Origin of the sequence: Paenarthrobacter sp. NPDC090517, from assembly GCF_044769165.1 — a bacterium.
Classification (GTDB): domain Bacteria; phylum Actinomycetota; class Actinomycetes; order Actinomycetales; family Micrococcaceae; genus Arthrobacter.
Genome location: NZ_JBIVXN010000001.1, coordinates 131,374 through 147,975, shown reverse-complemented (window position 1 = coordinate 147,975; position 16,602 = coordinate 131,374). Strand labels below are relative to the sequence as shown.

General features: G+C 61.6%; 12 protein-coding genes. 5 read left to right on the top strand and 7 right to left on the bottom strand.

All coding sequences use genetic code 11. The features are described from left to right. The first annotated feature begins 45 nt into the window (after nucleotides 1-45). From ACIQTW_RS00645 to ACIQTW_RS00630, 4 genes are read left to right on the top strand one after another with little or no spacing between them, the layout of a single operon-like run. Nucleotides 46-2,580 (top strand): DEAD/DEAH box helicase, encoded by a 2,535-nt coding sequence (locus tag ACIQTW_RS00645; RefSeq protein ID WP_402932592.1) that lies wholly within the window; start codon nucleotides 46-48, stop codon nucleotides 2,578-2,580. A gap of 11 nt (nucleotides 2,581-2,591) precedes the next feature. Next, nucleotides 2,592-3,980, top strand: coding sequence for a CoA transferase (locus tag ACIQTW_RS00640; protein ID WP_402932589.1), 1,389 nt, complete (start codon nucleotides 2,592-2,594; stop codon nucleotides 3,978-3,980). 32 nt (nucleotides 3,981-4,012) lie between these two features. Next, nucleotides 4,013-4,525 carry a GNAT family N-acetyltransferase gene (locus ACIQTW_RS00635; protein ID WP_402932586.1) on the top strand — a complete coding sequence of 171 codons (513 nt, stop codon included), beginning with the start codon at nucleotides 4,013-4,015 and terminating at the stop codon, nucleotides 4,523-4,525. Then, the gene (locus tag ACIQTW_RS00630) at nucleotides 4,518-5,861 is read left to right on the top strand and encodes an alpha/beta fold hydrolase (protein ID WP_402932583.1); all 1,344 of its coding nucleotides are present in this window, start codon (nucleotides 4,518-4,520) and stop codon (nucleotides 5,859-5,861) included. The genes ACIQTW_RS00635 and ACIQTW_RS00630 overlap by 8 nt, the downstream gene beginning before the upstream one ends. Here ACIQTW_RS00630 and ACIQTW_RS00625 read toward each other — a convergent pair. The 4 genes from ACIQTW_RS00625 to coaE form a co-directional block, all read right to left on the bottom strand. Next, nucleotides 5,858-7,207, bottom strand: coding sequence for an MFS transporter (locus ACIQTW_RS00625; RefSeq protein WP_402932580.1), 1,350 nt, complete (start codon nucleotides 7,205-7,207; stop codon nucleotides 5,858-5,860). The two genes, ACIQTW_RS00630 and ACIQTW_RS00625, sit on opposite strands and share 4 nt — an antisense overlap. 29 nt (nucleotides 7,208-7,236) lie before the next feature. Continuing rightward, nucleotides 7,237-8,265: a TerC family protein gene (locus tag ACIQTW_RS00620; protein WP_402932577.1), complete on the bottom strand. Its 1,029-nt coding sequence runs from the start codon at nucleotides 8,263-8,265 to the stop codon at nucleotides 7,237-7,239. A gap of 168 nt (nucleotides 8,266-8,433) precedes the next feature. Next, nucleotides 8,434-10,533, bottom strand: a complete 2,100-nt coding sequence (gene uvrB / locus ACIQTW_RS00615; RefSeq protein WP_402932574.1) for an excinuclease ABC subunit UvrB — start codon at nucleotides 10,531-10,533, stop codon at nucleotides 8,434-8,436. Between the two features lie 29 nt (nucleotides 10,534-10,562). Continuing rightward, complete coding sequence (gene coaE, locus ACIQTW_RS00610; protein ID WP_402932571.1) at nucleotides 10,563-11,801, bottom strand: dephospho-CoA kinase; 1,239 nt, start codon at nucleotides 11,799-11,801, stop codon at nucleotides 10,563-10,565. A gap of 22 nt (nucleotides 11,802-11,823) precedes the next feature. Here coaE and ACIQTW_RS00605 point away from each other — a divergent pair, with 22 nt between their 5' ends. Continuing rightward, nucleotides 11,824-12,513: an IMPACT family protein gene (locus ACIQTW_RS00605; RefSeq protein WP_402932568.1), complete on the top strand. Its 690-nt coding sequence runs from the start codon at nucleotides 11,824-11,826 to the stop codon at nucleotides 12,511-12,513. 95 nt (nucleotides 12,514-12,608) lie between these two features. On the opposite strand, the gene rpsA is transcribed toward ACIQTW_RS00605, so the two are convergent. The 3 genes from rpsA to ACIQTW_RS00590 all read right to left on the bottom strand — a co-directional run bounded on the left by rpsA (nucleotide 12,609) and on the right by ACIQTW_RS00590 (nucleotide 16,585). After that, the gene (gene rpsA / locus ACIQTW_RS00600; RefSeq protein WP_011774756.1) at nucleotides 12,609-14,084 is read right to left on the bottom strand and encodes a 30S ribosomal protein S1; all 1,476 of its coding nucleotides are present in this window, start codon (nucleotides 14,082-14,084) and stop codon (nucleotides 12,609-12,611) included. Between the two features lie 183 nt (nucleotides 14,085-14,267). Continuing rightward, the gene (locus ACIQTW_RS00595) at nucleotides 14,268-15,221 is read right to left on the bottom strand and encodes a polysaccharide deacetylase family protein (RefSeq protein WP_402932565.1); all 954 of its coding nucleotides are present in this window, start codon (nucleotides 15,219-15,221) and stop codon (nucleotides 14,268-14,270) included. Between the two features lie 50 nt (nucleotides 15,222-15,271). Then, the gene (locus ACIQTW_RS00590) at nucleotides 15,272-16,585 is read right to left on the bottom strand and encodes a GNAT family N-acetyltransferase (RefSeq protein ID WP_402932562.1); all 1,314 of its coding nucleotides are present in this window, start codon (nucleotides 16,583-16,585) and stop codon (nucleotides 15,272-15,274) included. Nucleotides 16,586-16,602 lie beyond the last annotated feature (17 nt).

Below are 16,602 nucleotides of genomic sequence, written 5' to 3'. Positions count from 1 at the left end.
CTGCTGGGGCGAGCCTAAACCGTCCGGGCACTAAGCTGGAAACCAATGAAACTTCTTGAGCAGCTCCCCGGTTCCACGGCCACCGGTCCTTTGGACCCGGACGAAATCTACACCCGGTTCGTGGCGTGGACTGAGAGCCGTGGATTGCAGCTATACCCGGCGCAGGACGAAGCGATCATGGAGCTTGCCTCCGGCGCGAACGTCATCCTGGCCACGCCCACGGGGTCCGGTAAATCCCTGGTAGCAATTGCGGCGCACTTTGAGGCAATGGCACGCGGCCAGCGGAGCTATTACACAGCTCCCATCAAAGCACTGGTCTCCGAGAAGTTCTTCGCACTCTGCGAGATCTTCGGGGCCGAAAACGTTGGCATGATCACTGGTGATTCCGGCGTGAACCAGGACGCCCCCATCATCTGCTGCACAGCGGAAATCCTGGCCAACATCGCCCTCCGCGAAGGCTCTGCGGCCGAGCTTGGCTCGGTGATCATGGACGAGTTCCATTTTTACTCCGACCCTCAGCGTGGTTGGGCGTGGCAGGTACCGCTCCTGGAACTCCCCCAGGCCCAGTTCCTCCTGATGTCCGCCACTTTGGGCGACGTCTCCCGGTTCGAAGCTGGTCTGACTGAGCTGACGGGCCGGACCACTACAACTGTCAGCTCTGCGGAACGTCCCATTCCGCTGCATTACTACTACCACCTGACCCCGGTTCACGAGACGCTGGAAGAACTGCTCTCCACCAAGCAGGTTCCCGTCTACGTGGTGCATTTCAGCCAGGCGGAAGCTATCGAGCGGGCCCAAAACCTCATGAGCATCAACATGTGCAGCCGTGCTGAAAAGGACCGCATCGCAGAGTTGATTGCGGGATTCAGGTTTGCCGCCGGCTTCGGAAAAACGCTCAACAGGCTGGTCCGGCACGGCATCGGGGTACATCACGCCGGTATGCTGCCCAAGTACCGCCGCTTGGTGGAACAGCTCGCCCAAGCAGGCCTCCTCAAGGTGATCTGCGGAACCGATACTTTGGGGGTGGGCATCAACGTGCCGATCCGGACGGTGCTGTTGACGGCTCTTAGCAAGTACGACGGCGTACGCACCAGATCGCTTAACTCACGTGAGTTCCACCAGATTGCCGGCCGCGCCGGCCGCGCCGGCTATGACACCGCCGGAACCGTGGTGGTTCAGGCTCCGGACCACGTGGTGGAGAACACCAAAGCCATGGCCAAAGCCACCGCCAAGTTTGGCGATGACCAGAAGAAGCTGCGCCAAGTGGTTAAGAAAAAGCCTCCGGAAGGATTCGTTTCCTGGGGGGAGCCCACCTTCAAGCGGCTCGTGGAGTCTGTGCCCGAGCCCTTGACTTCAAGCTTCACTGTCACCCACGCGATGCTGTTGAACCTTATGGAACGGCCGGGCGATCCCTTCCAGGCAACCCGGCGCCTGCTCAGCGAGAACCATGAGAGCCGCCCGGCGCAGCTCAAGTTGATGAAGAAGGCCCTGGGAATCTACCGGGAATTGCTGGCCGCGGGTGTGGTGGAACGCATCCCGGAGGAGGAACAGGAAGCGGAGGGTCGCTCTGTACGGTTGACTGTTCACCTGCAGGCAAACTTTGCCCTTAACCAGCCCCTCTCCCCCTTCGCCCTTGCTGCGTTGGAGCTCCTTGATCCTGAGTCTCCCTCCTACGCCTTGGATGTTGTCTCCGTCATTGAGTCCACGTTGGAGAAGCCGCGCCAGATTCTCTCTGCCCAGCAGAAGAAGGCACGAGGCGAGGCTGTTGCCGCCATGAAGGCTGACGGCATTGAGTACGACCAGCGCATGGCCATGCTGGACGAAGTTACCTATCCCATGCCCTTGGCGGAGATTCTTGGCGAGGCCTTCGAGGTCTACCGGAAGGCGGCCCCCTGGGTGGGCGACTTCGAGCTCGCTCCAAAATCGATTATCCGGGACATGTATGAGCGTGCCATGAACTTTGGTGAGTTCGTGCAGTTCTATGGCCTTGCCCGATCAGAGGGCATCGTCCTGCGTTACCTGGCGGACGGCTTCCGCGCGCTCAGGCAGACGGTTCCCCAGGATTCGCTCCGCGAGGACCTTGAGGATCTCATCGCGTGGCTGGGTGAGCTGGTACGTCAAGTGGATTCCAGCCTCTTGGACGAGTGGGAAGAGCTCACGTCCGGGCTTGCCCCCACACCCCATGACGCTCCCCCGCCCCCGCCGCCGCTGCTGACCAGCAACGTCCGGGCCTTCCGGGTGATGGTTCGGAACGAGATGTTCCGCAGGGTTGAACTTTTTGCGGACGAGGACTCTGCAGCGTTGGGCGAACTCGATGCCGACGCCGGCTGGGACGCAGAGCGCTGGGAAGAGGTCCTGGACGACTACTTCGAGGAACATGATGACATTGGCACCGGTCCTGATGCGCGGGGTCCCGGGTTGCTCATCATCACCGAGGAACCAGGGACGTGGAAGGTCCGGCAGATCTTCGAGGACCCTGCGGGCAACCACGACTGGGGAATTTCGGCCGAGGTGGACCTGGCAGCATCCGATGAGACCGGAACCGCCGTGGTCCGGGTGACAGACGTCAACAGGCTCTAAGTCCACGTGCGATGAAACCCGGCGCCATTGAATCCGTCCCGGATCTGACCGCGGGCTTGCGGGAGGTGAAAGCGCTACGCGAGGAGCAGCAGGCGGCCTGCACTGGCTCACGTCGATGGTGGGGTGGCGGCCTGGACGTCGAGGGTTTGGCGCTGGGTTCGGTTCAAGCCGCCGCTACAGCGCTGAACGCACTGACTGGCCACCCAGGCAGATACTCGATTGACTCAGGGCTGACGGCAGCGTCTTTCGATTCGCTGGGGCACCTTCGCGTTGAGGGGCGGAAACCCCAAGGCTTCGCTCCCACGTCAGGATTCCGGCGCACGGCCGACGGCTGGATCCGCCTCCACGCCAACTACCCTCATCACGCAGCACGGCTGATGGAAGCGTTGTCCGCCACGGTGCCGCAGGACGTTGACCGCGCCCTGTTGTCAATGACGTCCTTGGAGGCCGAGGCCGTGATCGCGGCTTACAAGGGGGTGGCTGCCGCTGTCCGGAACCGCGAGGAATGGGTTGCCTCGCCGATGCATGGCGCGGCAATCTCCGGTCGATGGATCAGCCTCTCGCGTTCTGATATACGGTCCGTGGGTTCGGATTCCACGCCATGGATGCCGGCGGAGAACCCGTTTCGGCCGTTGGACGGGTTGAGAGTGCTCGACCTGACACGCGTCATCGCCGGCCCTACTGCCACGCGCCTGCTGGGTGCCCTGGGCGCGGACGTCCTGCGCATAGACCCGCCCGTCCTTCCGGAGCTGATCGATGCGTTTATCGACGCAGGGTTCGACAAGCGCAGCGCCGAAGCAGATTTCAGGAAGAAGGAAGACTTGGCAACTGTGCATGCTCTCGTCGCCTCAGCAGATGTGGTGGTCACCGGATACCGGGACGGGGGCTTGGACAAATTCGGATTGAGCCAGGATGCGCTGCTCGCTACCAAGCCTGGGCTGGTGGTTGTCACGCTGACCGCATGGGGCAGCAGCGGGCCGTGGAAGGGACGGCGGGGCTTTGACAGCCTCGTCCAGGCAGCCTGCGGAATCGCTGAGCGTTATGGACGGCATCACGACGACGGGTGGACACCTGGTGCGCTTCCGGTTCAGGCACTGGACCACGCCACAGGATACGGACTCGCGGCGGCAGTGCTGGCCTTGCTGGCCGAGCGACTAATGACCGGAACAGGTGGAGCGGCGAAACTCTCCCTGGCGCGGACGGCCGAGGAACTCTTCGCCCTGCCTTCCGGCAAGCAAGGCAGCCCGGTGAGCCAACTCCATGAACCGGAGTACCTTGAAGCGGACAGCCCCTACGGCGAGCTCAGGTTCGTAGGGCCGCCCCTTGTGGTAGCGGGCACACCGCTCACGTACCGGGAACCGCCCGTACGTTATGGAACGTCTTCGCTCGCCTGGCGGTAGGAGTCCGGCGAGCCCCTAGTAAGCTCGAATGCATGAGTGTAATCCGCCCCGCCACCGTTGACGACGTTCCCGCCATCCTGCGTATGATCCACGACCTCGCGATCTACGAAAAGGAACCGGACGCAGTTAAGAACACCCCGGCCATGCTCACCGAAGTACTCTTTGGCGAGAACCCGCGGGTATACGCCACCATTGCCGAAAACAGCTCCGGCACAGTTCAAGGCTTCGCGCTTTGGTTCCTGAACTACTCCACATGGGAAGGCGTCCACGGCATCTACCTTGAGGACCTCTACGTAGTGCCGGACGCCCGTGGCGAGGGCCACGGGAAGGCGCTACTGCAATATCTGGCCGCCACCGCCGTCGAACGCGGTTACGCCCGGGTGGAATGGAGCGTCCTGAACTGGAACGAACCCTCCATCAACTTCTACAAGAACCTTGGTGCTTTCCCCATGGAGGAATGGTCCACATTCAGGCTGACAGGCGACGCACTCCAGGCCTTCGGAGCCACCGTCAGTGAGGCGAAAGAGGCGCTGACCCGTGGCTGAACCGTACGTAGCCGACGTGCGGGCCGCCACCGGCAGGCACGTTATCCAAGCCCGTCACGAATTCCGTGGACTACGGACGGCGGAGCACTACTTCACTGTTCCCCTGACGCACCAGGCGGAGGTACGCGACGAGACGATCACAATCTTCGCCCGGGAATACTCCTCCACAGACCATTCGGCGGACGAGGCCGCCAAGCTGCCGTGGCTCTTGTTCCTCCAAGGAGGGCCCGGCGGCCGGGGCAATCGTGTAACCTCGCTGTCCGGCTGGATGAAAGCGGCAGCGAAGGACTTCCGCATCCTGATGCTCGATCAACGTGGCACCGGATTGTCCACCCCGATTGAGCGCCAGTCATTGGAGCTCCGGGGTGACGCCGCGGCGCAGGCAGAGTACCTGACACACTTCCGCGCCGATTCCATCGTGGCGGACGCCGAGTACATCCGGGGTGTCCTGGGCTCCGGACCGTGGTCAGTGCTGGGGCAGAGCTTCGGCGGATTCTGTGCACTGACGTACCTGTCCTTCGCGCCGGAGGGGCTGCGAGAAGTGCTCATCACGGGCGGTTTGGCACCGCTCCACGGGTCAGCGGAGCGCGTGTACCAAGCAACGTTCCGTCGGGTTGCCGCCAGGAACGCAGAGTATTTCTCGTGGTACCCGGAGGACCGGAAGAAGGTCACGCGCATTGCCCGTCACCTGGAGCAGCACCCTGAATTCCTTGCCAGTGGCGAACGGTTAACGCCGGAGCGTTTCCAAATGGTGGGCTCCTTCCTGGGCGGTAACACCCGGGTTGACGCGCTTCACTATCTTTTGGAGGACGCGTTCATCGCCACGCCCTCCGGAGAGCGGTTGTCCGAATCGTTCCTTGAACAAGTACGCGGACTGGTGAGCCGGGCAGCCAATCCCCTCTACGCCGTTCTGCACGAATCAATCTACGGCCAAGGAGAGGCCACCAACTGGGCCGCCTGGCGCGTTCTGGAGGACTACCCTGAATTCAAGCCGGAAGCTGAGGAACCTCTGCTCACTGGCGAAATGGTGTATCCGTGGTACTTCGAACAGGATCCCGCGCTGGTTCCCTTAGGCGATGTGGCTGAATTACTGGCCGCCTGGAAAGACTGGAAACCGTTGTATGACCCCACCCGGTTGGCGTCAAACACGGTCCCCGTTGCGGCCGCCGTGTACAAGGACGACATCTACGTGGATCACGATCTGTCACTTGAAACCGCGGCTGCGGTGCGCGGTCTCCAAACCTGGGTCACGTCGGACTTCCACCATGACGGCATCGGCGAAGACGGTGAGGGCATCTTTGGGAGGCTCTTCGGCATGGTGCGGGCCAACCGTTAGGTGGACGTGCCATCGGGGCGGCCGCCTGTCGAGGCGGTCGCCCTCTGCCGGTTGGCCGTGATGGCCGTCAGGGCCAGCACGCCTGCGGCGAGAAGGCTGGAAGCGATGTTGAGCCCTTGGTAGCCGATCCACGCAAGAAGCAGGCCGGAGGTTGCGCCTCCGAACGCTCCGGCGGCACCCATCAGAGTGTCGGAGACACCCTGCACCGTGACCCGTTGGTCAGGCTCGACACTCTCGGCCAACAGCGTTGATCCAGCAATTGTTGCCGCCGACCAGCCCAGGCCCAGGAGAATCAACCCCGCGGTCACCAACACAGGCTCCTGCTGGCCGAATCCAGCGATGAACACCGCCACCAGAAGAAGGCCATGGCCCATGGCAATGGTTTGAAATCGGCCGGCCTTGTCCGTTAGCCAACCCCAAAGTGGAGATAAGGCGAACATTCCGGCGATGTGGAGGGAAATCGTTAGCCCGATTACCACCAGTGCATCTGTGCTGTCGGTGGTTCCATGGTGTCCCTCATGGGATCCGCCAACGAGCTGTTGAAGATGCAGCGGGGTCATGGACATGACTGCCACCATGACGCCGTGGGCGGCTACGACGGCAGCCAGTGCCAGTATCGCCTGCGGTGATGATCGGACGGCTCGAAGGCCGGACCGGATGGTTCCCCGGACAGGCTGCGGTCCTGGCCCGCCTTCAACCTCAGCCTGACGGGCCAACCGGCGGGACAGCAGCAGAGGATCGGGCCGTAGGCCCGCAAACAGTAGAACGGCCGCCAGGAACAATCCGACGGCGGAGAACACAAAGGGGCCAGCGATCGGCGGCAGGCCAAGTGCCGCACCTACGGCGGCTCCCGGTTGAATCAGGTTGGGCCCTGCCACAGCCCCGATGGTGATGGCCCAGACAACCGTGGACAATGATCGTCCGCGGTGCTCCGGTTCCGCGAGGTCGACGGCGGCGAAACGAGCTTGCAGGTTAGCGGCTGTGCCGAGGCCGAGAAAAGCTGCACCAAGCAAAAGCAGCACGAACGACCCGCTCATGACTGCGGCGATGATGAGCAACGCACCCACCATCGCAGCTACCAGGCCGGTGACGAGGCCTACACGCCTACCGCGTAATTCAGCCAACCTTGCCAGTGGCAGGGCTGCGATTGCTGCAGCCAATGTCAGGACGGTGGTTATGGAACCAGCCCAGGCTTCGGAACCTGATAGGTCCACGGCCAGCAGGGAGCCGATGGAAAGCGTCGCCCCATTGCCAACGCCGCTGAGCAGCTGTGCGGAACTGAGCAGGAAAACACTACGGCGCTGAACCCGTTGTGGGTCCAGCGCCGTAGTTGAAGTGGTAGTCACTTCACGAGACTACAACCTTTGGAGGTCAGTTACTCGGCCTCGCTCATGCTCTTTTTGGCATCTGCCTCGAGCCGGGCATCCAGCTTGGCCTGCCGTGCTTGCGGGCTCATCAGGCTGGCTACGACAGCAACGATGATGGTACCGACGATGACCGCCAACGACACATACGTGGGGATCTCAGGAGCCCACTCGATGTGGTGTCCGCCGTTGATGAACGGAAGTTCGTTCACGTGCATGGCGTGGAGGACAAGCTTGACCCCGATGAAGGCCAGGATGACGGACAGGGCGTGCTTCAGGTACACCAGGCGTGTCATGAGTCCGCCGAGGAGGAAGTACAGCTGGCGCAAGCCCATCAAGGCGAAGATGTTGGCAGTGAAGACGATGAACGCGCTTTGGGTCAGGCCGAAGATCGCGGGGATGGAGTCCACGGCGAACAGGAGGTCCGTCAGGCCGATGGTGATGAAGACGATCAGCATGGGCGTGAAGACCTTCTTGCCGTCAACGACGGTGCGGATCTTGTTGCCGTCGAACTTTTCGGACATCGGCAGGACCTTGCGGAGGCGTGCGATGAGCGGGTTCTCGGCGCCTTCTTCTTCATCTTCGCCGGAATCCCGGGCCTGCTTCCAGGCGGTCCAGAGGAGGAATGCGCCGAAGATGTAGAAGACCCAGCTGAACTGCTCAATGACCACTGCGCCCAAGGCGATGAAGATACCGCGAAGGATGAGCGCGATGATGATGCCCACCATCAGCACTTCCTGCTGGTACTTACGAGGCACCGAGAAGCGGGCCATGATGATGATGAACACAAAGAGGTTGTCGATGCTCAGGCTGTACTCAGTGACCCAGCCTGCGACAAATTGGCCACCGTATTCGGGGCCCGCAAAGAAGAACATTGCAACTGCAAAGAGCAGGGCAAGCGCGACGTAGAAGCCGACCCACAGGCCGGCTTCCTTCATGGAAGGTTCGTGGGGACGCTTGACGACCAACAGGAGGTCGATCAGCAGGATGATTCCGAGAACGACAAAGGAGCCGATCTCAAACCAGACGGGAAGCTGCATTAAAGGTGCCTTTCGCAGGGTACGGGAAAGCGGTGTAAGTCTCTCCGGCCTGCCAGGGTGCGGTGAATGCAAATTTTGGCGGCCCGCTAGATCCGGCGAGGCATCTGTGCCTTGCGTGCTGACGGACGTAGCGCTTGGGATACTCCCCTACGTGACCTCAACCTTACCTTAGGCGTGCCCGGCGGACTGCATCTGGCGTAATTCGCGCTTCAACTCCTTGACTTCATCACGGATGCGGGCCGCGACTTCGAATTGAAGTTCAGCAGCCGCCCCGTGCATCTGTTCCGTCAATTGCTCGATGAGGCCCACGAGGTCTTCAGCGGGAGCTGCGGCAAGGCCATCCTGCCGAACCGTGGCGGCACCCTTTGCAGCCGATTTGCTGCGCTTCCCACCCTTGGCCAGTCGGTTGTTGTTGAGCAGTTCCTGGGTGTCTGCGTCTTCCTTGGCCAGCTGATCGGTGATGTCGGCAATTTTCTTGCGCAACGGTTGGGGGTCTATGCCGTGGTCCGTGTTGTATTGCACCTGGATGGCACGGCGGCGGTTGGTCTCCTCAATGGCGTGGGCCATCGAGTCGGTGATCCTGTCCGCGTACATATGTACCTGACCCGAAACGTTACGGGCGGCACGTCCGATGGTCTGGATCAGGGAGGTGGAGGAACGCAGGAAACCTTCCTTGTCGGCATCCAGAATGCTGACGAGGGAAACCTCGGGAAGGTCCAAACCTTCGCGGAGCAGGTTGATGCCCACCAGGACGTCGAAGACACCCATCCGGAGTTCGCGGAGCAGTTCCACTCGACGCAGGGTGTCGACGTCCGAGTGAAGATATTCCACCTTGACGCCGTGACCTACGAGGTAGTCCGTGAGGTCCTCTGCCATGCGTTTGGTCAACGTGGTGACCAGGACGCGTTCGTTCTTCTCGGTGCGGGTCCTGATTTCACCGAGCAGGTCATCGATCTGACCCTTGGTGGGCTTCACTACAACCTCGGGGTCGATGAGGCCGGTGGGTCGAATGATCTGCTGCACGTAGCCATCGGCTTTCCCGAGCTCGTATTTACCCGGGGTTGCGGACAAATACACGGTCTGGCCGATGCGTTCCAGGAACTCATCCCATTTCAGGGGCCGGTTGTCCATGGCCGACGGCAGGCGGAAACCGAAGTCCACGAGATTGCGCTTACGGGACATATCGCCCTCGTACATCGCACCGATCTGCGGGATGGTGACATGCGATTCGTCAACCACCAGCAGGAAGTCATCCGGGAAATAATCGATCAGGCAGTGTGGTGCCGTTCCGGGCTCGCGGCCATCGATGTGCACGGAGTAGTTCTCAATGCCGTTGCAGAACCCCATTTGCTGCATCATTTCGAGGTCGTACGTTGTGCGCATCCGGAGTCGCTGGGCTTCCACGAGCTTGTTCTGGCCTTCGAGGACCTTCAAGCGATCAGCAAGTTCGTCCTCGATCCGCTTGATCGCACGGGACATCCGCTCAGGACCCGCCACATAGTGCGAGGCCGGGAACACGTACATCTCTTCCTCGTCCCGGAGAACCTCACCGGTGAGGGGATGGAGTGTCTGGATGTTCTCGATTTCATCGCCGAAGAACTCGATCCGAATGGCGAGTTCCTCGTACATGGGGATGATCTCCACGGTGTCGCCACGGACCCGGAAGGTGCCCCGATGGAAGTCCATGTCATTGCGTGCGTACTGCATGGAGACGAACTTCCGCAGGAGATGGTCGCGGTTCATTTCTGCGCCCTTGCGGAGCGTAACCATGCCGGCGATGTACTCTTCAGGCGTACCCAGGCCGTAGATGCAGGACACAGTGGCCACCACGATGACGTCGCGACGGGTCAGCAAGGCGTTGGTGGCAGAGTGCCGAAGCCTTTCCACTTCCTCATTGATGGAGGAGTCTTTCTCAATAAAGGTGTCCGTCTGCGCTACGTATGCCTCGGGCTGGTAGTAGTCGTAGTAGGAGACGAAGTACTCAACCGCATTGTTGGGCAGCAGCTCCCGGAATTCATTGGCCAGCTGGGCGGCGAGGGTCTTGTTCTGGACCATAACCAGGGTGGGTCGCTGGACCTGTTCGATGAGCCATGCCGTGGTGGCACTCTTACCAGTACCAGTGGCACCGAGGAGGACGACGTCCTTTTCGCCGTTGTTGATTCGTTCGGTCAGTTCTGCAATGGCAGTGGGCTGATCGCCGGCGGGCTTGAACTCACTGATCACTTCGAACGGCGCGACGACACGGTTGATTTCCTGGGCAAGGCTCATAAAACCAATCTACCCCCGCCCTAGGACAGCTACTGTCCGCGTTTGCCTTCAGCTGAAGACATATACGACGGCGGCATCCAGCCTGTGCGTTCGGCCCAGGCGTTCATGAGCGGCCAAGCAACCTCGGTGAACCACGGCTCCTTTGCGTCAGCGTAGTCCCCCGTGCCGTGATCAGCCGCGTGCGCGACAGCCAGTTCCTGTTTGTGCGCCTGATACAGCGCCACGGCTGACGGTTCTGCCCGCAACCAGTCGCGGAAAAGAAGCGCATAGCGCCAACCGGGCGAGCCGGCCACGCGGACGTGCAGATTGACGGGGCGACCTGGATCTGCATTGGCATGGAATCTTTTCTGCCACTGCACAGGATCGGGATGAGAGGGCTTCGGGGTGTCCTGAATAGCCTGCGGCACAACGGGGAAACCGGCGGTGGCAAGGAGCGGCGCCATCCTGTCCGCCTGCCCTAGATCGGACACAGAGAGTTGAAGGTCGATCACGTCCTTTGCCGCCAGTCCCGGTACCGACGTGGAGCCGATATGGTCCACAGCAAGGATGTCGTGGGGAACCGCAACGCGAATGCGCTCCGCGAGCCGTTCGGCCTGGACCCTCCACTCCCCCTTCGACGCGCTCATGACAGGGCCCTCTTCATGGGAGGCCCTGTTGCCCCGGCTGAGGTTCTCCGCGAAGGGCACCAGGCGGCTCTCCCACAAAGTATCCACGGCGGCGAGGAGCTCGTGCCGGCTTCCGGAGTTGTCCAGGACAATGTCGGCAGCGGCGTTTCGTTCCGCACGCGTGGCCTGTGACGCCATTCGGGCTAATGCGTCATCCGCGGACATGCCGCGGAACTCCACCATGCGCTGAATGCGCACGTCATCGGGAGCATCCACCACCACTACCAAATGGAAGTTACTGCCCTGCCCGGTTTCGACGAGGAGCGGTATGTCCTGGACCACGATGTCACCAGGGGCTGCGCCTGACACAACCGCCGCAGCAGCCTCGCGGACCAGCGGATGGATGATGCCGTTGAGCACTCCGCGTTTGGCGGGATCGTGGAACACGATGGAGCCAAGTTTAGGCCGGTCAAGCCTGCCCTGTACGTCAAGAATCCCCTGGCCGAAGGCGTCCACGACGCGGGCCAGTCCTGGAGTTCCAGGCTCCACCACTTCCCGCGCAATGAGGTCTGCGTCCACAAGGATCGCACCCAATTCCTGCAGCCTGGATGCCACCACTGATTTCCCAGAGGCGATGCCGCCCGTCAGCCCAATCTTCAGCACCCTCCAACACTAGACTGAAGCGGTGGAAAACGAGGATGACAGCCGCGCGACAGCGTACACGACACTCGCGGTGGGTTCGGATTTCCGCCATGAACTGGAGATCCGGCGGTCCCGTTTCATTACTGTCCTTCGGCGCTCACCCGACGAGGAAACCGCCCGGTCATTGGTTAGTGATCTGCGGCGTGAATTCCACGACGCCCGTCACCATTGCTCAGCCTTCGTCATAGGTCCTGATCGGATGATTCAACGGTCAAGCGACGACGGCGAACCCTCGGGCACGGCAGGAATCCCCATGCTGGAGGCATTGATCAAACGCGAGACCGCGCCTGCGGTGTCGGACCTCAGCGACGTAAGTGCCGTCGTCGTGCGATATTTCGGTGGAATCCTCCTGGGCGCGGGCGGCCTGGTCCGTGCGTACTCCGAATCTGTGTCTGTTGCCTTGGATCTCGCTCCGTTGGTCCAGCGGCGAAGGCTACGTTTGTGCGCCATCAACGTCCCCCATGCCGAAGCCGGCCGTTTGGAGAACGATCTTCGCAACGCCGGGTACGTCATGGCGGAAACCGGATACGAACCCCGGCACACCGTACTACGAGTGGCTTTGCCGGATGATTCAGCAACCATCTCGGCGGCCCACTCACGGCTGGCTTCGCTGACAGCCGGCAACTTGGAGCTCAGGCCGCAGGGGACCGAATGGGTTGACGTCCCGGGCTAAACATGGCCTGCTTTGCGGCTTAATGCAAAAGGACCCCTGCCCGAAGGCAGGGGTCCTTTCCTGGCTATTCAGCACATCCCGTGAGGGAGGCGGAATTAGTTGCCGGTCAGCTTCTCACGCAGTGCGGCGAGTGCTTCGTCAGACGCCAGGGTGCCAGCGTTGGACTCAGCGGCAGCCGGCTCCGAGGAGTAGCTCGTGGTGCCGGAATCGCTCTCACCGGACGTTGCAGCAGCAGCGTCGTCAGCAGCGTGCTGGGCAACCTGCTTCTTGTGGGCTTCCCAGCGGGTCTGGGCGTCAGCGTACTGCTGCTCCCAAGCGGCGCGTTGGGTCTCGTAACCTTCGAGCCATTCGTTCGACTCGGGGTCGAAGCCCTCAGGGTACTTGTAGTTGCCCTCTTCGTCGTACTCAGCGGCCATGCCGTACAGAGCGGGATCGAACTCGGTGCTGTCAGCGTCAACGCCCTCGTTAGCCTGCTTGAGGGAGAGGGAGATGCGGCGACGCTCGAGGTCGATGTCGATGACCTTGACGAACAGTTCGTCGCCAACGGAGACAACCTGCTCTGCGAGCTCCACGTGGCGGACAGCCAGCTCGGAGATGTGCACGAGGCCTTCGATGCCGTCTTCGACGCGAACGAATGCACCGAACGGAACCAGCTTGGTGACCTTACCCGGAACAACCTGGCCGAGGGCGTGGGTGCGGGCGAAGGTCTGCCACGGATCTTCCTGCGTAGCCTTGAGCGACAGGGAGACACGCTCGCGGTCCAGATCCACTTCGAGGACCTCGACGGTGACTTCCTGGCCAACCTCGACAACCTCGGACGGGTGGTCGATGTGCTTCCAGGACAGCTCGGAAACGTGAACGAGGCCGTCTACGCCGCCCAGGTCCACGAATGCACCGAAGTTGACGATGGAGGAAACGACGCCCGGACGAACCTGGCCCTTTTCCAGCTTGTTGAGGAACGTGGAACGAACCTCGGACTGGGTCTGCTCGAGCCATGCACGGCGGGAAAGCACAACGTTGTTGCGGTTCTTGTCCAGCTCGATGATCTTGGCTTCGATCTGCTGACCGATGTACGGAGCGAGGTCGCGGACACGACGCATCTCCACGAGCGATGCGGGCAGGAAGCCGCGCAGGCCGATGTCCAGGATGAGGCCACCCTTGACAACCTCGATGACGGTACCGGTAACGACACCGTCTTCTTCCTTGACCTTCTCGATGTCGCCCCAGGCACGCTCGTACTGAGCACGCTTCTTGGAGAGGATCAGACGGCCTTCTTTGTCTTCCTTGGTGAGAACCAAAGCTTCGACCTGATCGCCAACGGCGACGACGTCACCGGGATCAACATCGTGCTTGATGGAAAGCTCGCGGGAAGGGATGACACCTTCGGTCTTGTAACCGATGTCGAGCAGAACTTCGTCGCGGTCGACCTTGACGACGGTACCTTCGACGAGGTCTCCGTCGTTGAAGTACTTGATGGTGGCGTCGACAGCTGCGAGGAAGTCCTCAGCGGTACCGATGTCGTTAATCGCGACTACGGGGGTACCGGGCTTCTCGGTGGAGGTGATGGTCATGTAGTAGGGGCTCCGTTGTGGATAGTTAGTCGGTCAGGCAAACCGCTGCCGCCCGGGTCCGGACGGCAGAACACGGCAAAATACCGGGTCATCCTGATTTGTGGATTAGTACAAATGGATGCATGCACGTAGTACACGCCCGTTTATTCTAGTCGCATTGGCAAAGCAGGGTCAAAAGGAGTGTCACGGCGACAGGACGTCTCCCAGGCGCGCAAACGTGACTCCGCGGTCCAGTAGCTGGGGTAACGCCCGCGCATAGCCGCTGGCAGTGCCTGCAGCAGGTCTGTTGAAATGTGAAATGACAATGTCTCCGGGCACTACCCGTCCCACTTCGGCGGCAACGGTGGCCCCCGAAAACGTTGCGCCGCCGTCGCCGTTGATCGTGAAGTTGACCGGCAGCATACCGAGCCTCCGCGTCACCTCGACCGCGACGTCGTCGTAGAATGCAGTACCCGGACGGAAAAACTGTGGGACCTTGCCACTGATCTCCTGGAGGATCGCCTGGTTACCCATGAGTTCGTCGTAAACAGCGGCAACTGTGGCGGTTCCATGGATGCCATACGCTGCCCTGCCGTTCACCGACAGCGGGAGGTGGGCGGTGCCGTGATTGGCCAGTTCGAACAGCGGGTCGAGCGCCAGTTCAGTCGAAAGCGATGGGTTGGCGTGGAGCCATCGGCTGTTGACGAACAGGGTTGCGGGGACCTTGTGCCGGCGAAGAGTGTTCAACAGTGCGTGGTCGCACCCTGTGCCCCCGGGCCCGCCGCAAGCGTCGAATGTCAACGCCACGTGATGCGACCGCGAATTGTTCACGACCCCCGTCACGTGCAGCCCCCATTCCTTGGGGTGCCTTCCAGCGAACTCCCCCACGATCTGTTGCTTGTCAGGCATCGACTCGGGTGCAACGCCCGGAGCCAGGGCGGCTGCGGCCTGCTCACTGGACTTGGCAGCTATGGAAGGTGGCGGTATGGCCGGACCCGTCGACGGGTTTCCTGGAGCGAGCGGGTTTGTGTTTGATGTGGAGGAGCGCGTCGCGCCGCCCCGGTCCGCACACGCCGTCATGGCAGCGGACGCGAGGCCCGCCATTCCAAGCAGCACTGATCGCCGGCCGGCCAATGGCCGCCGCTTGGAATCCCCCATGGATGTCCCTATCTGATGGTGACTATGTGGTTGTTTTGACCTGACTCCACCTAGAAGTGCGTCAGGCAGTGAGCGGACCGTTCTACAGCAAACAGCTGCTGGGCCAGGAAGGCAGCTCCTGCTGTTTTCTCGCTGACGCGGCCGGCAGCAGCCAATGTTACCGGCGACACGGCCCCAAGGTAGATGGATGCGAGGTCTGTAACGTCAAGGATGATGTCCGGCGCCTCGCCGGACGCTTCATTCACGACGGCGGCAGCACCGCCGTCGGACTCCAGAACCCAGGTGCCGCCCGCCAAACCCAAAGAATCCGCAACCTCCAGCACCAGCCTGCCCGCAACCGGGAAGCTGCGGGCGCGCAGCGCAGCCGGAGTATCGAGGATCCTGAGCCACAACATGTCGCGGATCTCAGAGGCCTCAACGCACCGCGGATCCTCCAAAGCCCATGCCAGGGGGTCGTCTACGGGCGCTTCTGCCCATGTGACTTCGTCAATGAGGTCGATGCTGCCCAAAAAGCGCCACAGGTCCAGGTAGGCCGCGTTGCCCGCAGCGACGAGGTCCACAATTTCCATGGTGTACGGCTTGTGGTCCCAGCCTTTGAAACGGTAGGAAACGTAACCGTCCAGTGACCCGGACAGGTCATAGTGAAGGGCGCAGCGGACAGAGGTGTCCGGCTTGCCGTCATGGCCGATGGAACCGGAAGCGAGCAGCCGGTAGTACTCCTGCCTGTCGACGGAACCCGGCGAGAGCCGCTGGACACGTTCAAAGACCTGCGGGGCTATATCCAACAACACGGCGGGATCGGCGACTTCAACGGTGCCCAGCGGCTGGCCCCTGAGGCGGTAGCGTGGGCCGGTATCAACCTTGATGCTTCGTTCAAAGGTGGCCACACCGAAACCAAAGCGGCCATAAATGGAAGCCTCGGACGCCGTGAGGGCGGCCATGGCCAGGCCGTCATCCTTGGCAGCTTCCAAGTCGGCGGTGATCATGCCGCGAAGAATCCCGTTGCGCCTATGGGTGCCTCGGACTGTCACGGCAGTGACGAGGTTGGATTCCAGCTGGCGGCCAAAACCTATATTCAGGGCCTTGCGCATAGTCGCGTACGTTGCCACCGGAACGTCGGTGCCAAGGGAATGCACCGGCACGGTGCCGTTGACATAGACGCCCGTCAGTTCGCGCTTGTCTGTTTGATAGGCCGCCAGGGTTTTGGCCAGGTATTCATCATCGCGCCGCTGCTGATGGAATCCGTGTGAGACGGCCTGGACCCAGGTGGTGCAGCGGCCATAGCCGGCGTCATCAGGATCGGCAACGGCTGGGAAACGTTGGACGGTGTACTTTCCGGACATCTTTTCATTGGGATCGGCCACGCCTTCGAGCCTAGCCA